The sequence below is a fragment of the Streptomyces eurythermus genome (assembly GCF_014649115.1).
GTDB lineage: Bacteria > Actinomycetota > Actinomycetes > Streptomycetales > Streptomycetaceae > Streptomyces > Streptomyces eurythermus.
On sequence record NZ_BMSK01000004.1, the window covers coordinates 146,037 to 164,869 of the forward strand.

Annotated in this window: 17 protein-coding genes; 9 read left to right on the forward strand and 8 right to left on the reverse strand. The window is 70.9% G+C overall.

Annotated elements, in window-relative coordinates; translation table 11 throughout:
- Positions 1-6: 6 nt before the first annotated feature.
- From IE251_RS08560 to IE251_RS08575, 4 genes are read right to left on the reverse strand one after another with little or no spacing between them, the layout of a single operon-like run.
- On the reverse strand, positions 7-327 hold the full coding sequence (locus tag IE251_RS08560) for a non-heme iron oxygenase ferredoxin subunit (protein ID WP_189752304.1): 321 nt from the start codon (positions 325-327) through the stop codon (positions 7-9).
- Positions 324-1,505, reverse strand: a complete 1,182-nt coding sequence (gene sufD / locus IE251_RS08565) for a Fe-S cluster assembly protein SufD (RefSeq protein WP_189752305.1) — start codon at positions 1,503-1,505, stop codon at positions 324-326. Before sufD ends, IE251_RS08560 begins: the two co-directional genes overlap by 4 nt.
- A 59-nt stretch (positions 1,506-1,564) precedes the next feature.
- The gene (sufB, locus tag IE251_RS08570) at positions 1,565-2,986 is read right to left on the reverse strand and encodes a Fe-S cluster assembly protein SufB (RefSeq protein WP_030792234.1); all 1,422 of its coding nucleotides are present in this window, start codon (positions 2,984-2,986) and stop codon (positions 1,565-1,567) included.
- Positions 2,983-3,717, reverse strand: a complete 735-nt coding sequence (locus IE251_RS08575; RefSeq protein ID WP_189752306.1) for a helix-turn-helix transcriptional regulator — start codon at positions 3,715-3,717, stop codon at positions 2,983-2,985. Before IE251_RS08575 ends, sufB begins: the two co-directional genes overlap by 4 nt.
- A 183-nt stretch (positions 3,718-3,900) precedes the next feature.
- Between IE251_RS08575 and IE251_RS08580 the strand changes: the two genes are divergently transcribed.
- The 4 genes from IE251_RS08580 (at position 3,901) to IE251_RS08595 (ending at position 7,611) form a co-directional block, all read left to right on the forward strand.
- A complete protein-coding gene (locus IE251_RS08580; protein WP_189752307.1) occupies positions 3,901-4,716 on the forward strand; it encodes an AAC(3) family N-acetyltransferase in 816 nt (271 codons plus the stop codon).
- A gap of 30 nt (positions 4,717-4,746) precedes the next feature.
- A complete protein-coding gene (locus tag IE251_RS08585) occupies positions 4,747-5,724 on the forward strand; it encodes an ABC transporter ATP-binding protein (RefSeq protein WP_229896663.1) in 978 nt (325 codons plus the stop codon).
- Between the two features lie 47 nt (positions 5,725-5,771).
- Positions 5,772-6,488 (forward strand): ABC transporter permease, encoded by a 717-nt coding sequence (locus tag IE251_RS08590; RefSeq protein WP_189752580.1) that lies wholly within the window; start codon positions 5,772-5,774, stop codon positions 6,486-6,488.
- Between the two features lie 112 nt (positions 6,489-6,600).
- Positions 6,601-7,611, forward strand: coding sequence for a COX15/CtaA family protein (locus IE251_RS08595; protein ID WP_189752308.1), 1,011 nt, complete (start codon positions 6,601-6,603; stop codon positions 7,609-7,611).
- Between the two features lies 1 nt (position 7,612).
- On the opposite strand, the gene IE251_RS08600 is transcribed toward IE251_RS08595, so the two are convergent.
- From IE251_RS08600 to IE251_RS08610, 3 genes are all read right to left on the reverse strand, one after another.
- Complete coding sequence (locus tag IE251_RS08600; protein WP_189752309.1) at positions 7,613-8,380, reverse strand: nucleotidyltransferase; 768 nt, start codon at positions 8,378-8,380, stop codon at positions 7,613-7,615.
- 153 nt (positions 8,381-8,533) lie between these two features.
- Complete coding sequence (locus IE251_RS08605) at positions 8,534-8,854, reverse strand: hypothetical protein (protein WP_189752310.1); 321 nt, start codon at positions 8,852-8,854, stop codon at positions 8,534-8,536.
- Between the two features lie 69 nt (positions 8,855-8,923).
- Complete coding sequence (locus IE251_RS08610) at positions 8,924-9,913, reverse strand: heme o synthase (RefSeq protein WP_373301979.1); 990 nt, start codon at positions 9,911-9,913, stop codon at positions 8,924-8,926.
- Positions 9,914-10,352: 439 nt separating this feature from the next.
- Between IE251_RS08610 and tkt the strand changes: the two genes are divergently transcribed.
- The 5 genes from tkt to pgl are packed head-to-tail and all read left to right on the forward strand — an operon-like array spanning position 10,353 to position 17,047.
- Positions 10,353-12,440 (forward strand): transketolase, encoded by a 2,088-nt coding sequence (gene tkt, locus IE251_RS08615; protein ID WP_189752311.1) that lies wholly within the window; start codon positions 10,353-10,355, stop codon positions 12,438-12,440.
- A gap of 33 nt (positions 12,441-12,473) precedes the next feature.
- The gene (gene tal / locus IE251_RS08620) at positions 12,474-13,592 is read left to right on the forward strand and encodes a transaldolase (protein ID WP_189752312.1); all 1,119 of its coding nucleotides are present in this window, start codon (positions 12,474-12,476) and stop codon (positions 13,590-13,592) included.
- Between the two features lies 1 nt (position 13,593).
- Complete coding sequence (gene zwf / locus IE251_RS08625) at positions 13,594-15,132, forward strand: glucose-6-phosphate dehydrogenase (RefSeq protein ID WP_189752313.1); 1,539 nt, start codon at positions 13,594-13,596, stop codon at positions 15,130-15,132.
- Complete coding sequence (gene opcA, locus IE251_RS08630; protein WP_189752314.1) at positions 15,129-16,268, forward strand: glucose-6-phosphate dehydrogenase assembly protein OpcA; 1,140 nt, start codon at positions 15,129-15,131, stop codon at positions 16,266-16,268. The genes zwf and opcA overlap by 4 nt, the downstream gene beginning before the upstream one ends.
- Positions 16,265-17,047 carry a 6-phosphogluconolactonase gene (gene pgl / locus IE251_RS08635; RefSeq protein WP_189752315.1) on the forward strand — a complete coding sequence of 261 codons (783 nt, stop codon included), beginning with the start codon at positions 16,265-16,267 and terminating at the stop codon, positions 17,045-17,047. The genes opcA and pgl overlap by 4 nt, the downstream gene beginning before the upstream one ends.
- A gap of 87 nt (positions 17,048-17,134) precedes the next feature.
- Here the strand turns inward: pgl and pgi are convergent, their stop codons facing one another.
- Positions 17,135-18,787 (reverse strand): glucose-6-phosphate isomerase, encoded by a 1,653-nt coding sequence (gene pgi, locus IE251_RS08640; RefSeq protein WP_189752316.1) that lies wholly within the window; start codon positions 18,785-18,787, stop codon positions 17,135-17,137.
- Between the last annotated feature and the right edge of the window lie 46 nt (positions 18,788-18,833).

The window sequence follows — 18,833 nt, forward strand, 5'->3', positions numbered from 1 at the left end:
GGTGCCTCAGGACTCCTGGGTGAGGGAGACGAGAACGTCGTCCCCTTCGATCTTTACGGGGTATACGGGGACGGGGCGCGTCGCCGGAAGACTGTCGGGCTTGCCGGACCGCAGGTCGAAGCGCGAGCCGTGCAGCCAGCACTCGATGTGGCAGTCGTCGACCTCGCCCTCCGACAGCGAGACGTTCGCGTGCGAGCAGATGTCGTGGATCGCGAACACCTCGCCCTCGGTCCGCACGACCGAGACCGGCGTGCCGTCGATCTCCACCCGCTTCGGGGTGTCCTCCGTCAGCTCGCTCAGCCCACAGACGCGTACGAAGGCCGTCATGCGACCGAGGCCTCCAGCTCCGTCTCGATCTTGGCGAGCAGCCGCTCCTCGATGTCGGCGACGCCGATCTGCTGGACCAGCTCGGCGAAGAAGCCGCGGACCACCAGACGGCGGGCCTCGTGCTCCGGGATGCCGCGGGCCATCAGGTAGAAGAGCTGCTCGTCGTCGAAGCGGCCGGTGGCGGAGGCGTGGCCGGCGCCGACGATCTCGCCGGTCTCGATCTCCAGGTTCGGCACCGAGTCGACGCGCGCGCCGTCCGTGAGGACCAGGTTGCGGTTCATCTCGTAGGTGTCCGTGCCCTCGGCCTTGGCCTCGATGAGCACGTCACCGATCCAGACCGCGTGCGCGCTGTCGCCCTGGAGCGCGCCCTTGTAGACGACGTTCGACTTGCAGTGCGGGGTGTTGTGCGTGACCAGCAGGCGGTGCTCGTGGTGCTGGCCGGCGTCGGTGAAGTACAGGCCGAGCAGCTCCGCCTCGCCGCCGGGGCCGGCGTACTCCACGCGCGGGTGGATGCGCACCAGGTCGCCGCCGAAGGTGACGACGACGTGCTTGAAGCTCGCGTCCCGGCCGACCAGGGCGCTCTGCTGGGCGACGTGCACGGCGGTGTCGGCCCAGTCCACGATGGTGACCACGGTCAGCTTCGCGCCGTCACCGAGGACGTACTCCACGTTCGCGGCGCGGACGGTGTCACCGGTGTGGTCGATGACGACCGTCGCCTCGGCGAAGGCGCCGAGCTCGAACACGGTGTGCCCGTAGGTCACGCCGCCCTCGCCGTGCAGCGTGAGGCGCACCGGCTCGGTCAGCGCGGTCTCCTTCGGCACGGTGACGATCGTGGCCTCCTCGAAGGAGGAGTACGCCTGGGCCGCGATCCGGTCCACCGGCTTGCCGGCCCGGCCGAGCCGGGCGTCGTCGCGGCCGACGGTCTCCACGGTGACGCCGTCGGGGGCGGAGAAGTCGGCCTTGATCGAGCCTCCGGCGACCGCGGTGCCGTCGTGCAGTCCGCGCAGCCGCTCCAGCGGGGTGAACCGCCACTCCTCCTCGCGGCCGTGCGGGACCGGGAAGTCCGCCACGTCGAAGGACGGGGGCGCGCTCATGCGCGACACGACGGTCGACTCCGCGGCGACCGCGATCGAGCCGGCGGTGGTGGAACCCACCGGGATGTTCTGGGCCTCAGCCATGGCTGTCGTAATGCTCGCTTTCTTACGTGTGGGCTTGACGGGGAGTGCGGATTCGGCCGTCAGCCGACCGCGCCCTCCATCTGCAGCTCGATCAGCCGGTTGAGCTCCAGCGCGTACTCCATGGGCAGTTCCTTGGCGATCGGCTCGACGAAGCCGCGCACGATCATCGCCATCGCCTCGTCCTCGGACAGACCGCGGCTCATCAGGTAGAAGAGCTGGTCCTCGGAGACCTTGGAGACGGTGGCCTCGTGGCCCATGGACACGTCGTCCTCGCGGACGTCGACGTACGGGTACGTGTCCGACCGGGAGATGGTGTCGACCAGCAGCGCGTCGCACAGCACGTTGGACTTGGAGCCGGCGGCGCCCTCGCCGATCTCGATCAGACCGCGGTAGGAGGTACGGCCACCGCCGCGCGCCACGGACTTGGAGACGATGTTGGACGACGTGTTCGGCGCCATGTGGACCATCTTGGCGCCCGCGTCCTGGTGCTGGCCCTCGCCCGCGAAGGCGATGGACAGGGTCTCGCCCTTGGCGTGCTCGCCCATCAGGTAGACGGCCGGGTACTTCATCGTCACCTTGGAGCCGATGTTGCCGTCGATCCACTCCATGGTCGCGCCCTCGTAGGCGACGGCGCGCTTGGTGACCAGGTTGTAGACGTTGTTCGACCAGTTCTGGATGGTCGTGTAACGGCAGCGGGCGTTCTTCTTGACGATGATCTCGACGACCGCGGAGTGCAGCGAGTCGGACTTGTAGATCGGCGCCGTGCAGCCCTCGACGTAGTGCACGTAGGCACCCTCGTCGACGATGATCAGGGTCCGCTCGAACTGGCCCATGTTCTCCGTGTTGATACGGAAGTAGGCCTGGAGCGGGATCTCGACGTGCACGCCCTTCGGCACGTAGATGAAGGAGCCGCCGGACCACACGGCGGTGTTCAGCGCGGCGAACTTGTTGTCACCGGCCGGGATGACCGTGCCGAAGTACTCCTTGAAGAGCTCCGGGTGCTCCTTCAGCGCGGTGTCGGTGTCCAGGAAGATGACACCCTGCTCCTCCAGGTCCTCGCGGATCTGGTGGTAGACGACCTCGGACTCGTACTGGGCGGCGACACCGGCGACGAGGCGCTGCTTCTCGGCCTCCGGGATGCCCAGCTTGTCGTAGGTGTTCTTGATGTCCTCGGGCAGGTCCTCCCAGGACTCCGCCTGCTTCTCCGTGGAGCGCACGAAGTACTTGATGTTGTCGAAGTCGATGCCCGAGAGGTCGGAGCCCCAGTTCGGCATCGGCTTCTTCTCGAAGAGCTTCAGGCCCTTCAGGCGCAGCTTGGTCATCCACTCCGGCTCCGACTTCTTGCCGGAGATGTCGCGGACGACGTCCTCGCTCAGGCCGCGCCTGGCGGAGGCACCGGCCACGTCCGAGTCGGCCCAGCCGTATTCGTACTTGCCCAGGCCCTCCAGCTCAGGGTGGGCAGTCTCCGTGGGGAGAGTCATGCGGGGTTCCTCCCGGCCGTGCTTGCAGGTGCGTCAGTGGAAATCTTGGGGATGAACGTCGTGCAGACGCCGTCGCCGTGCGCGATGGTCGCCAGTCGCTGGACGTGGGTGCCCAGCAGCTCCGCGAAGATCTCCGTCTCCGCCTCGCACAGCTGCGGGAACTGTTCCGCGACATGGGCGACCGGGCAGTGGTGCTGGCAGAGCTGCTCGCCGACCGGTGCGCTGCGCGCCGTAGCAGCGTACCCGTCCGCGCTCAAGGCCTTGGCCAGTGCTTCGGCGCGCTTGTCCGGGGTCGTGGCCTCGATCGCCCGGCGGTACGCGCGCGCCTGGGCGGCGACCCGGGCGCGGGCGAAGGCGGCGACCGCCTCGGGGCCGCCCTCCCGTTCGGCGATCCAGCGGAGCGCGTCCGCGGCGAGCTTGTCGTAGGACTGGTCGAAGGCGTCCCGGCCGCAGTCGGTGAGCGCGAAGACCTTGGCGGGGCGGCCACGCGTGCGCGTGCCGTACACCCGCTGCTCCCGGGCTTCCACGACGTCGTCGGCGACGAGCGCGTCCAGATGGCGCCGGACGGCCGCCTGGGTCAGTCCCAGCCGGCCGGCGAGTTCGGCGACGGTCGACGGCCCGTGGTCCAGGATGGAGCGCGCGACCCGGTTGCGCGTGGAGCGCTCACCGGTCGCTAGCTCCTCCTGAGGGGCCCCCGTGGGGGTCTCCCGAGCCTCGCCGACGTTTTTCACAACGCCATTGTTGCGTAATTCCGCGGAGCCTGACAAGCGGCCTCCGGATCATCAGGCGGTGCCCTGCATCACTTAGGCATACCTAATCCGACCTGCGGAAACGATCTTCTGCTGATCATTCCAAATCGTTGCCCCGGTCGAATTCACTGGCCACCCGGGACCCGGTCCGGAAGACTGCCGACCATGCCCGCACCCCCTCCGACCGGCCCACTTGTCACTCGGGACACCCTCGCCACAGAGCTGCGCCTGCTGGGCGTCGAGACCGGCGAGACCCTGCTCGTGCACTCCTCGCTCAGCTCGCTCGGCTGGGTGAACGGAGGCGCGGTCACGGTCGTCCAGGGATTCCTCGACACGCTCGGTCCCGACGGCACGCTCGTCGTCCCCACCCAGACCGGCGACCAGTCCGACCCGGCCCTGTGGGAGAACCCTCCGGTGCCCCGGGAATGGTGGGACCGGATCCGCGCCACCATGCCCCCGTACGATCCGGTGATCACCCCCTCGCTCGGGGTCGGCGTGATCCCCGAGACCGTGCGGACCTGGCCCGGCGCCCTGCGCAGCGCCCACCCGCAGACCTCCTTCGCCGCGCTCGGTCCCCGCGCGCGGGAGATCACCGAGGGCCACGCCCCGGACTGCCGGCTCGGGGAGGCGAGCCCGCTGGCGAAACTGGAGAAACTCGGCGCCCGGGTGCTGCTGCTCGGCGCGGGCTACGACTCCTGCACCGCCTTCCACCTGGCCGAGTACCGGATACCCGCGCCGCGCGTGGAGGTCGGCCGGCCCGCTCCCGGCGGCGGCTGGGAGACGGTGGTCGAGGTGTCGATCACCTCTGACCGGTTCGACGAGCTGGGGCACGACTTCGAACGGGACCGGCCCGTCGTCCGCGGCCGGGTCGGCGGCGCGGACGCCCGGCTGTTCCCGGTGGCGGACGCCGTGGCCTACGCCGAACGATGGCTGGCACTGCACCGGCCACGCGAGGGGGACTTCCCCAACCCGCCCGTCTGAACCGCGCGCGCTCTCCCTACACTCGGCCCCATGCGAAGTGAGCCCGCCCGCCCGTCTCCCGACCACCACCCCTCAGGGAGACGCTTCGCGTCGCACCCGCTCATCGAGGTAGCGGCCCTGGTGAAGCGGTACGGCCCGAAGACCGCGGTGGACGGCCTCGACCTGGTGGCCCGGCCGGGCGTGACCGCCGTACTCGGCCCGAACGGCGCCGGGAAGACGACCACGGTCGAGACCTGCGAGGGGTACCGGAAGCCGGATTCCGGCACGGTGCGCGTCCTGGGCCTCGACCCGGTCCGGCAGGCCGCCGAGCTGCGGCCCCGCATCGGCGTGATGCTCCAGTCGGGCGGTGTGTACTCCGGCGCCCGCGCCGAGGAGATGCTCCGGCACGTGGCGAAGCTGCACGCGCACCCGCTCGACGTCGACGCCCTGATCGAACGCCTCGGCCTCGGCTCCTGCGGCCGGACGAGCTACCGCCGGCTCTCCGGCGGCCAGCAGCAGCGGCTCGCGCTCGCCATGGCCGTCGTGGGCCGCCCGGAACTGGTGTTCCTGGACGAGCCCACCGCCGGCCTCGACCCCCAGGCCCGCCGCGCCACCTGGGACCTGGTGCGCGACCTGCGCGCCGACGGCGTCTCGGTGATCCTCACCACGCACCACATGGACGAGGCCGAACAGCTCGCCGACGACGTGGCGATCATCGACGGCGGCCGGGTCATCGCCCAGGGCTCCCCGGAGGAGCTGTGCAAGGGCGGCGCCGAGAACACCCTGCGCTTCACCGGCCGCCCCGGCCTCGACATCGCCTCGCTGCTCAAGGCGCTCCCGGCCGACTGCACGGCCGCCGAGCTGACCCCGGGCGGCTACCGGGTGGTCGGCAAGGTCGACCCCCAGCTGCTGGCCACCGTGACCTCCTGGTGCGCCCAGCACGGGGTGATGCCCGACCGGATCTCGGTCGAGCGGCACACGCTGGAGGACGTCTTCCTGGAGCTGACCGGCAAGGAGCTGCGCTCGTGACCGTGGGTACGTACACGCCGAAACCCGGAGCCGCCCCGCTCCCCCACATGATCGCGGCGCAGGCGGCGCTGGAGACGAAGATGCTGCTGCGCAACGGCGAGCAGCTGCTGCTGACGGTCGTGATCCCGACCCTGCTGCTGGTCCTCTTCAGCTCGGTCGACATCGTGGACACCGGCAAGGGCGAGGCGGTCGACTTCCTCGCCCCCGGCGTGCTGGCGCTGGCCGTGATGTCGACGGCGTTCACCGGTCAGGCCATCGCCACGGGCTTCGAGCGCCGCTACGGCGTGCTCAAGCGGCTCGCCTCCTCGCCGCTGCCGCGCTGGGGCCTGATGGCCGCGAAGACGGCGTCCGTGCTGGTCACGGAGGTCCTCCAGGTGGTCCTGCTGACCGTGATCGCCTTCGCGCTGGGCTGGTCCCCGCACGGCAACCCGGCCGCGGTCGTACTGCTGCTCGTCGTCGGCACCGCCGCCTTCTCCGGGCTCGGCCTGCTGATGGCGGGCACCCTGAAGGCCGAGGCGACACTGGCCGCCGCCAACCTGGTCTTCCTGCTGCTGCTGGTGGGCGGCGGGGTGATCGTGCCGCTGGAGAAGTTCGGCTCCGCGGGCGAGCGGATCCTGGGCCTGCTGCCCATCTCCGCCCTCTCCGACGGCCTGCGGGACGTGCTCCAGCACGGCGCCGGCATGCCCTGGGGCGACCTGGGCGTCCTCGCCGCCTGGGCGGTCGTCGGCCTGGCCGCCGCCGGACGGTTCTTCCGCTGGGAGTGACCCTCCGGACCCTCCCGTGAGCGGGAGCCCCGTCCGCGAGTGACCCGCCCGTGAGCAGGAACACCCCCATCGGAGTGACCCTCGTGAACGCGTGCACAAGCGGCGGCCTACGATGGTGCGCGTGCCTAAGCTGAACCGCGCCGACGCCGAAGCCGCCCTGCGCAATCCGCTCGCCTTCATCGCCGACCGCTGGACCCCGGACCCCCGGACCGTCCGGCGGGCGGCCCTCGCCGCGCTCGTCATGTCGGTGGTCATCGTGGTCACCGGCGGCGCCGTCCGCCTGACCGGCTCGGGCCTCGGCTGCCCGACCTGGCCCACCTGCACCGACGACTCGCTGACCACCACCCGGGCCATGGGCTTCCACGGGATCATCGAGTTCGGCAACCGCATGCTGACGTACGTGCTGTGCGCCGCCGTCGGCTGGGCGATCATCGCCGCGCGCTCCGAGAAGCCGTGGCGGCGCGGCCTGACCCGGCTGGGCTGGGCCCAGTTCTGGGTCGTCATGGGCAACGCCGTGCTCGGCGGCATCGTCGTCCTGGTCGGCCTGAACCCGTACACGGTCGCCGCGCACTTCCTGCTCTCCACGGCGCTGATCGCCATCGCGACGGTCATGTGGCAGCGCACCCGGGAGGGCGACGGGGCCCCGCGTCCGCTGGTCGGCAAGGCGGTGGCGCAGCTGGTGTGGTTCCTGGTGGCCGCGTCCGCGCTGCTCATCGCGGTCGGCACGGTGGTGACCGGGGCCGGGCCGCACGCCGGCGACTCCAGCGAGGTCGAGCGCATCCCCATCGACTGGGAGACCGTCTCCAAGCTGCACGCGGTGCTCGCCTGGATCGTGGTCACGCTGACGTTCGCGCTGTGGTTCGTGCTGAAGGCCGTCGACGCGCCGAAGGCCCCGCTGGCGCGCACCCGGGAGCTGTTCGTCGTCCTGCTGTGCCAGGGGGCCATCGGCTACGTCCAGTACTTCACCCACCTCCCGGAGGCCCTGGTGGCCGCCCACATGCTCGGCTCCACGGTGATGTGGATCTGGGTGCTGCGGGTGCTGCTGGCGCTGCGCGAGCGCCCCGAGGCCCCGCAGGACGTGCCGGTGGCCCCGGCCGGGGTGACGGTCGGCTCGCGGGCCTGAGTCATCCGGCGCCGGCGCCCTCGACCAGGGCGTCGATCGCCGGCCCCAGAAACGCCCGGGTCGCCCCGGCCCGCCGGGTGATCCAGTCGGCGCCGGCCGGGGCGGAGTCGTCGGCCGGGGCGGGGGCGGAGTCCTCGTACCGGCGGCGGGCGATGTCCGCGACGACCTCGGCGGGCGCGCCGAGGCCCGGCAGCTCGGCCAGGGCCTCCCGTTTGGAGATCAGCCGGCCGTCGCGCAGGGTCACGGTGGCCCGGGCGAAGGTCAGCAGCCCCAGGTCCACCCAGACGTCCTGCCGCCACAGCCGGGCCTTGTCCACCGCCGGCCGCCAGAAGTCGCGCTGATCACGTACGACGAAGTCGCGCAGCTGCCCCTCCGGCACCGGCGGCAGCAGCCCGCCCGGCGGTTCCCCGTACAGCACCCGGCCGAAGTCGTGCAGCTCGCGCCGGGTGACAGGGGTGACCGGGCGGCGCAACAGGCGTCCGTGCGCCCAGGTGAGGTGCGGGCGGTCCGGGTCGTCCAGGGCGGCCGGGGTGAGATAGGAGCAGTGGAGCTTCGCCGCGAGGGGCCGCCGGCGCAGTCCGGTGTGCAGGGCGGCGACCCGGAAGGCGTGTGCCGGGCCGAGCGGGCCGGGCAGTACGGCGATGAGGTCGAGGTCGCTGCGCCCCTCCTGGTAGTCGCCGCCGGCCAGGGAGCCGTGCGCCCAGACGGCGCGGGGCCGCAGCGGCAGCAGGGCCTCCAGGAATCCGTCGAGCAGGGATGCGGTCGTCATCCGGCCAGTCTCGACGGTCCACCGGAGCGTGTACACCCGGCGCGCGCATCGCCCTCCGCGCCCGGCCGGCCGGGCCGTCCGCCGGGCGCCCGAGAAGAGCCTCTTGCCGAAGCGCGCCCCGCGGCGAGGCCGCAGGGCGCCACAGCGGGCCGGTCAGCCGCCGATCTGGATACCGGCCATCCGCTTCCACTCGTACGGCCCCGTGGTCACCTTGGCCGCGAACTCGCCGTCGAAGGACTCGTGGACCGTGATACCGGACCGGGTCACCGCCTGCTCGGCGATGGCGTACGTGGGGGCCACCAGGTCGCCCCAGCCGCCGTCCTCGCCGACGAGGACGATGCGGGCGCCGCGTTCGCCGATGTGGGCGACCTGGCCCTCCGCGCCGCCGTGCGCCTTGGCGAAGGCGCTGATCCGGTGGGCGAGCCGGGACACCGTGCGCTCGGCCCTCGCGTCAACCTGCTGCGTGTCTGCCATGCCCAGGATGCTACTCACCGGTAGATCGACTGGCGAGAGCAGGGCGCTGTGACGTACGCCCGGTGCGGCTCAGCGCAGGAACGGGTCCACCGCGACCGCCACGAACAGCAGCGACACATAGGTGATCGACCAGTGGAAGAGCCGCATCTCCTTCAACTTCGTGCCCGTGGCCTCGGACTTGGCCCGGTTCTGCAGCGCGTGCGCCTCCCACAGCCACCAGCCGCCCGCCGCGAGGGCGACGGCCGTGTAGAACCAGCCGGTGTAGCCGAGGGGGGTCAGCAGCAGGGAGACGACGACCATCACCCAGCTGTAGATGACGATCTGCTTGGCGACCACCTTGTTGGAGGCGATGACCGGCAGCATCGGCACGCCCACGCGCGCGTAGTCCTCCTTGACCTTCATGGACAGCGGCCAGTAGTGCGGCGGCGTCCAGAAGAACATGACGAGGAAGAGGATGACCGGCGCCCACGACAGCGAGTTCGTCACGGACGACCAGCCGATGAGCACCGGCATGCAGCCCGCGATGCCGCCCCACACGATGTTCTGCGACGTGCGCCGCTTGAGGATCATCGTGTAGACGACGACGTAGAAGAGGAGCGCCCCGAGTGACAGCCAGGCGCTCAGCCAGTTGACGGTCAGCCCGAACAGCAGCGTCGAGACGACCGCCAGGCTGATGCCGAACGCCATGCACTCGCGCGGGCTGACCATCCCGGTCACCAGCGGACGCTGGGAGGTGCGGTCCATCAGGGCGTCGATGTCCCGGTCGATGTACATGTTGAGCGCGTTGGCGCCGCCCGCCGACAGATAGCCGCCGAGGCAGGTGAGCAGGACCAGCTTCAGGTCCGGCACACCCTGCTGCGCCAGGAACATCACCGGAACGGTGGTGATGAGCAGCAGCTCGATGATCCGTGGCTTGGTCAGCGCCACGAACGCCTTGACACGGGCCCCCAACGGCCGGTGAACCGGGCCCTGGCTCGCACCACCGAGCACACCCTCCCCCAGGGCCTTGAGGGCCTGGGAGGGACCCCCAGGACGGGATTCGACGGCCGTCACGCACACCCCTGACAGAGACATCCCAGCGAGCCTCCGCGCCGGACACTCCGGGTTACGGCTCGCGCGTACCACGCCACTTTAGACGTTGCCCATACCCCGGCCTTCGCGGGGGTGGGGTCGTGTTGGCGGGGCCCTCCGTACACACGTGCGCGGGCTCGCTCGGATGCGCCGGAAAAGGGGTGATCCAAAGGGTGATCCTCCGTGCGCGGGAAAGCTCTCCTGAGCGGTCAGATGAGCGGGTCCTTATTCATGTGCCGAATGCCGTTCCGCCCAGTCGACAGGCGGATCCCGGCGACTCCCGGCAGTCTTGAAACACTCGAAAAAACGCACGTCCTCACGGGGGTAGGCTCGACAACGACCGGCGGGCGACAAGCCCCTCGGCGGCCGGTTCTGGCGTATGCCCGACGACCGGCGACCGACATGTGGAGAGGAGCCCTGACCCAGGGTGAGCACCAAGCCGACCACCACAGACCTTGAGTGGACCGAGCTGGACCAGCGGGCCGTGGACACCGCCCGTGTCCTGGCCGCAGACGCCGTACAGAAGGTCGGCAACGGCCATCCCGGTACGGCGATGAGCCTGGCCCCGGCCGCCTACACCCTCTTCCAGAAGGTGATGCGGCACGACCCGGCCGACCCGGAGTGGGTCGGGCGCGACCGCTTCGTGCTGTCCGCCGGCCACTCGTCCCTGACCCTCTACACCCAGCTCTACCTGGCCGGCTTCGGCCTGGAGCTGGACGACCTGAAGGCCTTCCGGACGTGGGGTTCCAAGACCCCGGGTCACCCGGAGTACGGGCACACCAAGGGTGTGGAGACCACCACCGGCCCGCTGGGCCAGGGTGTGGCCAACGCGGTGGGCATGGCGATGGCCGCCCGCTACGAGCGCGGTCTGTTCGACCCGGACGCGCCGGCCGGCGAGTCCCCCTTCGACCACTTCGTCTACTGCATCGCCGGTGACGGCTGCCTCCAGGAGGGCATCGCCGCCGAGGCGTCCTCGCTGGCCGGCCACCAGAAGCTGGGCAACCTGGTCCTGCTGTGGGACGACAACCACATCTCGATCGAGGGCGACACGGAGACGGCCGTCTCCGAGGACACCGTCAAGCGGTACGAGGCCTACGGCTGGCACGTGCAGCGGGTGGAGGCCCAGGAGAACGGCGACCTGGACCCGGTGGCGATCCACGCCGCGATCCAGGAGGCCAAGCGGGTCACCGACCGCCCGTCCTTCATCGCGATGCGCTCGATCATCGCCTGGCCGGCCCCGAACGCGCAGAACACCGAGGCCGCACACGGCTCGGCGCTGGGTGACGAGGAGGTCGCGGCCACCAAGCGCGTCCTCGGCTTCGACCCGGAGAAGTCGTTCGAGGTCGCCGACGAGGTCATCACCCACACCCGCAAGGCGCTGGAGCGCGGCGCCCAGGCGAAGGCCGAGTGGGAGAAGTCCCTCCAGGAGTGGCGCGAGGCCAACCCGGAGCGGGCCGCCGAGTTCGACCGGATCGCCAAGGGCGAGCTGCCCACCGGCTGGGAGGAGAAGCTCCCGGTCTTCGAGCCCGGCAAGGCCGTGGCCACCCGTGCCGCGTCCGGCAAGGTGCTCCAGGCGCTCGGCGCGGTGATCCCCGAGCTGTGGGGCGGCTCCGCCGACCTGGCCGGCTCGAACAACACCACGATCGACAAGGACAGCTCGTTCCTGCCCGCGGGCAACCCGCTGCCGGAGGCCAACCCGTACGGCCGCACGATCCACTTCGGTATCCGCGAGCACTCCATGGGCGCCGAGATCAACGGCATCGCCCTGCACGGCAACACCCGCATCTACGGCGGCACGTTCCTCGTCTTCTCCGACTACATGCGCAACGCGGTGCGCCTGTCGGCCCTGATGCACCTGCCGGTGACGTACGTGTGGACGCACGACTCCATCGGTCTCGGCGAGGACGGCCCCACCCACCAGCCGGTCGAGCACCTGGCCTCGCTGCGCGCCATCCCGGGCCTGAACATCGTCCGCCCGGCCGACGCCAACGAGACCGCGATCGCCTGGCGGGAGATCCTCAAGCGCTGGACCAAGGAGTTCGGCAAGGGCCAGCCGCACGGCCTCGCGCTCACCCGGCAGGGCGTGCCGACGTACGAGCCGAACGACGACGCGGCCAAGGGCGGCTACGTCCTGTTCGAGGCCGAAGGCGGCGAGCCGCAGGTCATCCTGATCGCCACCGGTTCCGAGGTGCACGTGGCCGTCGAGGCGCGTGAGCGGCTCCAGGCCGAGGGCGTGCCCACCCGTGTGGTGTCGATGCCGTCCGTGGAGTGGTTCGAGCAGCAGGACCAGGGGTACCGGGACTCCGTGCTGCCGCCGTCCGTGAAGGCCCGCGTCGCCGTGGAGGCGGGCATCGGCCTGACCTGGCACAAGTACGTGGGGGACGCCGGCCGCATCGTTTCCCTGGAGCACTTCGGCGCTTCCGCCGACGGCAAGCTGCTCTTCCGCGAATTCGGCTTCACTGCGGAGAACGTGGCTGCCAAGGCGCGGGAATCTCTCGCCGACGCCCAGCGCTGACGCCCATATACGACACGTAGGAGATGTAATTCCATGACAGACGCACTCAAGCGCCTCTCCGAAGAAGGCGTCGCGATCTGGCTGGACGACCTGTCGCGCAAGCGGATCACGTCCGGCAATCTCGCCGAGCTGATCGACCAGCAGCACGTCGTGGGCGTCACCACCAACCCGACGATCTTCCAGAAGGCGATCTCCCAGGGCGACGGCTACGACCAGCAGCTGTCGGACCTCGCCGCCCGCAAGGTCACCGTCGAAGAGGCCATCCGCATGATCACCACGGCGGACGTCCGCGACGCCGCCGACATCCTGCGCCCGGTCTTCGACGCCACGAACGGCCAGGACGGCCGGGTCTCCATCGAGGTCGACCCCCGTCTGGCGCACAACGAGCACGCCACCGTCGCCGAGGCCAAGCAGCTGGCCTGGCTGGTGGACCGCCCGAACACCCTGATCAAGATCCCGGCCACCATGGCGGGCATCCCGGCGATCAGCGAGGTCATCGGCCTCGGCATCAGCGTCAACGTCACGCTGATCTTCTCGCTGGAGCGCTACCGGGCCGTCATGGACGCGTACCTGACCGGTCTGGAGAAGGCCAAGGAGCGGGGTCTGGACCTGTCCAAGATCCACTCCGTGGCGTCCTTCTTCGTCTCCCGTGTGGACACGGAGATCGACAAGCGCCTGGACGGCATCGGCACCGACGAGGCCAAGGCGCTGCGCGGCAAGGCCGCCCTCGCCAACGCCCGGCTGGCCTACCAGGCGTACGAGGAGGTCTTCTCCTCCGACCGCTGGACGGCGCTGGAGCGCGCGGGCGCCAACAAGCAGCGTCCGCTGTGGGCGTCGACCGGCGTGAAGGACCCGGCGTACCCGGACACCCTGTACGTCACCGAGCTGGTCGCGCCGAACACGGTCAACACCATGCCGGAGGCCACCCTGGAGGCCACCGACGACCACGGCGAGATCACCGGTGACACCATCTCCGGCACCTACGAGCAGGCGCGCGCCGACCTGGACGCGCTGGAGCGGCTCGGCATCGCGTACGACGACGTCGTGCAGGTGCTGGAGGACGAGGGCGTCGACAAGTTCGAGGCGTCCTGGAACGACCTGCTGAAGTCGACCCAGGCGGAGCTCGAGCGCCTTGCCCCCTCGGAGGGCTGAGTTGTCACCCGTTTCCGGTTCCGGAGCGAACCCGCTTCGTGACCCGGCCGACCGACGGCTCCCGCGCATCGCGGGGCCGTCGGGCCTGGTCATCTTCGGCGTCACCGGCGACCTGTCGCGCAAGAAGCTGATGCCCGCGGTGTACGACCTCGCCAACCGGGGTCTGCTGCCGCCGGGCTTCTCCCTGGTGGGCTTCGCCCGCCGCGACTGGGAGCACGAGGACTTCGCCCAGGTCGTCCACGACGCCGTCAAGGAGCACTCGCGCACCCCGTTCCGCGAGGAGGTCTGGCAGCAGCTCCTCCAGGGGATGCGCTTCGTCCAGGGCACCTTCGACGACGACGATGCCTTCGAGCGGCTGCGCGCCACCATCGACGAGCTGGACAAGGCCCAGGGCACGGGCGGCAACTTCGCCTTCTACCTGTCGGTGCCGCCGCGCTCCTTCCCGGTGGTCATCCAGCAGCTGAAGAAGCACGGCCTGGCCGATCAGAGCGGCGGTTCCTGGCGGCGCGCGGTCATCGAGAAGCCGTTCGGTCACGACCTGGCGTCGGCCGAGGAGCTCAACAAGGTCGTGCACGAGGTGTTCGAGCCGGACCAGGTGTTCCGGATCGACCACTACCTCGGCAAGGAGACCGTCCAGAACATCCTGGCGCTGCGCTTCGCCAACCAGATGTTCGAACCGATCTGGAACCGGTCCTTCGTGGACCACGTGCAGATCACCATGGCCGAGGACATCGGCATCGGCGGCCGGGCCGGCTACTACGACGGCATCGGCGCCGCCCGCGACGTCATCCAGAACCACCTGCTCCAGCTGATGGCGCTCACCGCCATGGAGGAGCCGGCCTCCTTCGGCGCGGACGCGCTGGCCGCGGAGAAGGAGAAGGTGCTCGGCGCGGTCCGGCTCCCGAAGGACCTGGGCGCCGACACCGTGCGCGGTCAGTACGCGGCGGGCTGGCAGGGCGGCGAGAAGGTCATCGGCTACCTCGAAGAGGAGGGCATCGACCCGAAGTCGAAGACCGACACCTACGCCGCGATCAAGCTGGAGATAGACAACCGCCGCTGGGCGGGCGTCCCCTTCTACCTGCGCACCGGCAAGCGGCTGGGCCGCCGGGTCACCGAGATCGCGGTGGTCTTCCAGCGGGCCCCGCACTCCCCGTTCGACACCACGGCGACGGAGGAGCTGGGCCAGAACGCGATCGTCATCCGCGTCCAGCCCGACGAGGGCGTCACGGTCCGCTTCGGCTCCAAGGTGCCCGGCACCTCCATGGAGATCCGGGACGTGTCCATGGACTTCGCCTACGGCGAGTCGTTCACGGAGTCCAGCCCGGAGGCGTACGAGCGGCTGATCCTGGACGTGCTGCTCGGCGACGCCAACCTCTTCCCGCGCACGGAGGAGGTCGAGCTGTCCTGGAAGATCCTCGACCCGATCGAGGAGTACTGGGACACGCACGGCAGGCCCGCGCAGTACAAGTCGGGCACCTGGGGTCCGGTGGAAGCGGACGAGATGCTCGCACGAGACGGACGGAGCTGGCGCCGGCCATGAAGATAGATCTGACCGACACCACCGCCGGAGAGATCAACAAGGCGCTCGTGCGGGGCCGCCGCGCCATCGGCACCCCCGCCGTCGGCATGGTCCTGACCCTCGTCATCGTCACCGACGAGGAGAACGCCTACGACGCCCTGAAGGCCGCCAACGACGCCTCGCGCGAGCACCCCTCGCGCACCCTCGTCGTCATCAAGCGGGTCTCCCGCGGCCCGCGCGACCGCACGTCCTCACGGCTGGACGCCGAGGTGCGGGTGGGCGCGGACGCGGGCACCGGCGAGACGGTGGTCCTGCGGCTGTACGGCGAGGTCGTCGAGCACGCCGATTCGGTGGTCCTGCCGCTGCTGCTGCCGGACGCCCCGGTCGTCGTGTGGTGGCCGGTGAACGCGCCGCTCGACCCGGCCAAGGACCCGCTGGGCGCGCTCGCCCAGCGCCGGGTCACCGACAGCTACACCGCCGAGCAGCCGGTGCGCGAGCTGGCCGCCCGCGCCGCGGCCTACACCCCCGGCGACACCGACCTGTCCTGGACCCGGATCACGCCGTGGCGTTCGATGCTGGCGGCGGCCCTGGACCAGGTCGCGTGCGAGGTGCGGGCCGTGGAGGTGGAGGGCGAGGAGTTCAACCCGAGCTGTGAGCTGCTGGCGATGTGGCTCGCGGACCGGCTGGACGTTCCCGTCCGGCGCTCCCCGTCCGCCGGCCCGGGGCTCACCGCCGTCCGGCTGGACACCAGCCGGGGTCCGATCACGCTGGACCGCGCGGACGGCTCGCTGGCCACGCTCGCCATCGAGGGCCAGCCGGCCCGCGCGGTGGCGCTGAAGCGGCGGGACACCGCCGAGCTGATCGCGGAGGAGCTGCGCCGGCTGGACCCGGACGACACCTACGCGTCGGCGCTGCGCTACGGCGTGGAGCGGCTGAGCACGGTGCCGAAGCAGTCCGGCGAGGCCCCGGCCGAACCGGTCACCGAGCCCGCCGCCGCGGAGGCCGCCGAACCGGTCACCGAGCCGGCCGCCGCCACGGAGCCCGCCGAGCCGGTCGCCGAGCCGGAGCCGGTGGAGGAGGCGGCCAAGGCCCCCGCGAAGAAGGCGGCGGCCAAGAGCGCCAAGAAGGCACCGGCGAGGAAGGCGGCGGCGAAATGAGCACACCGCAGCTGGTCGTCCACCACGACAAGGAACTGATGGCACAGGCCGCCGCGGCCCGCCTGATCACGAAGATCGTGGACGCGCAGGCCTCCCGGGGCACCGCGTCCGTGGTCCTCACCGGCGGCCGCAACGGCAACGGGCTGCTGGCCGCGCTGGCGGCGGCGCCCGCCCGGGACGCCATCGACTGGGGCCGGCTGGACCTGTGGTGGGGGGACGAGCGCTACCTCCCCGAGGGCGACCCCGAGCGCAATGTGACGCAGGCCCGCGAGGCGCTCCTGGACTCCGTCCCGCTGGACCCGGAGCGCGTGCACGCCATGCCCGCCTCCGACGGCCCGTACGGCTCGGACGTCGAGGCGGCGGCCGAGGCCTACGCGGCGGAGCTGGCCAAGGCGGCCGGACCGGAGAACCACGGTTCGGTGCCCGCCTTCGACGTGCTCATGCTGGGCGTCGGCCCGGACACCCATGTGGCCTCGCTCTTCCCGGAGCTGCCGGCCGTACGGGAGACCGAGCGCACGGTGGTCGGCGTGCACGGCGCGCCCAAGCCCCCGCCCACCCGGATCACCCTCACCCTCCCGGCGATCCGCGCGGCCCGCGAGGTCTGGCTCCTCGCGGCCGGCGAGGACAAGGCGGAGGCCGCGGCCATCGCCCTGTCGGGCGCGGGTGAGATCCAGGCCCCGGCGGCGGGCGCGTACGGCACCCGGCGCACCCTGTGGCTGCTGGACTCCGCCGCGGCCTCGCAGCTGCCGCGGTCGCTGTATCCGCCGGCGTCGCCGTGAGCCGCGGGCAGCGCCCTCGGGCACGGGTGTGAACGCCGGGACGGCGGGGGCTTCTGCCCCCGCCGTCCTTCGTTTCCGCGCCCCGGTTCAGCTCCGGCCGCGCAGCTCTCGGTACTTGGCGACCAGCGCCTTCGTGGACGCGTCCAGGCCGGGGACGTCGGCGCCCTCGGTGAGGGCGGGTTCGACGCGCTTGGCGAGGACCTTGCCGAGCTCCACGCCCCACTGGTCGAAGGAGTCGATGTTCCACACCGCGCCCTGGACGAACACCTTGTGCTCGTAGAGCGCGATGAGCTGGCCGAGCACGGACGGGGTCAGCGCGCGGGCGAGGATCGTCGTGGTGGGCCGGTCGCCCTGGAAGGTCTTGTGCGGGACCAGTTCCTCGGGCACGCCCTCCGCACGGACCTCCTCGGCGGTCTTGCCGAACGCCAGCGCCTGGGTCTGGGCGAAGAAGTTGGCCATCAACAGGTCGTGCTGGGCCTTGAGTTCCCCGCTCAGCTCGGCGACCGGCTCGGCGAAGCCGATGAAGTCCGCCGGGATCAGCTTGGTGCCCTGGTGGATCAACTGGTAGTAGGCGTGCTGCCCGTTGGTGCCGGGCGTGCCCCAGACCACCGGCCCGGTCTGCCAGTCGACCCGCTTGCCGTCGCGGGAGACGTACTTGCCGTTGGACTCCATGTCCAGCTGCTGGAGGTAGGCGGTGAACTTGGACAGGTAGTGCGAGTACGGCAGCACCGCGTGCGACTGGGCGTCGTGGAAGTTGCCGTACCAGATGCCCAGCAGGCCCAGCAGCAGCGGCGCGTTGGCCTCGGCGGGCGCGGTGCGGAAGTGCTCGTCCATCAGGTGGAAGCCGTCGAGCATCTCCCGGAACCGGTCCGGGCCGATCGCGATCATCAGGGACAGGCCGATCGCGGAGTCGTAGGAGTACCGGCCCCCGACCCAGTCCCAGAACTCGAACATGTTGTCCGTGTCGATGCCGAAGTCGGCGACCTTCCCGGCGTTCGTCGACAGCGCCACGAAGTGCTTCGCCACCGCCGCCTCGTCGCCCAGCGCGGCCAGCAGCCACTGGCGCGCGGAGGTGGCGTTGGTGATGGTCTCGATGGTGGTGAAGGTCTTGGAGGCGATGATGAACAGCGTCTCCGCCGGGTCCAGGTCCCGGGTGGCCTCGTGCAGGTCGGCGCCGTCCACATTGGAGACGAAGCGGACCGTGAGGTCGCGGTCGGTGAAGCTGCGCAGCACCTCGTAGGCCATCGCGGGGCCGAGGTCGGAGCCGCCGATGCCGACGTTCACCACATTGCGGATGCGCTTGCCGGTGTACCCGGTCCACTCGCCGGAGCGGACCCGGTCGGCGAAGCCGGCCATCTTGTCCAGCACCGCGTGCACCTGGGGCACGACGTTCTCGCCGTCGACCTCGATCACGGCGTCCCGCGGGGCGCGCAGCGCGGTGTGCAGCACCGCCCGGTCCTCCGTGACGTTGATCTTCTCGCCGCGGAACATGGCGTCCCGCAGTCCGAAGACGTCCGTCGCCGCGGCCAGCTCGCGCAGCAGCCGCAGGGTGTCGTCGGTGACCAGGTGCTTGGAGTAGTCGATGTACAGGTCGCCGACCTTGAGCGTGTACCCGGTGCCGCGCCCGGGGTCGGCGGCGAACAGTTCCCTCAGCCGGGTGTCCGCCAGCTCCTCCCGGTGCTTGGCGAGGGCGGTCCACTCGGGCGTCTGGTGGAGCCTGGTACGGCCGTCTGCGTTCATGTCCGTCTTCAGCCTTCTTTCCTGCTGCCTGTCCCGCTGCCGGCTC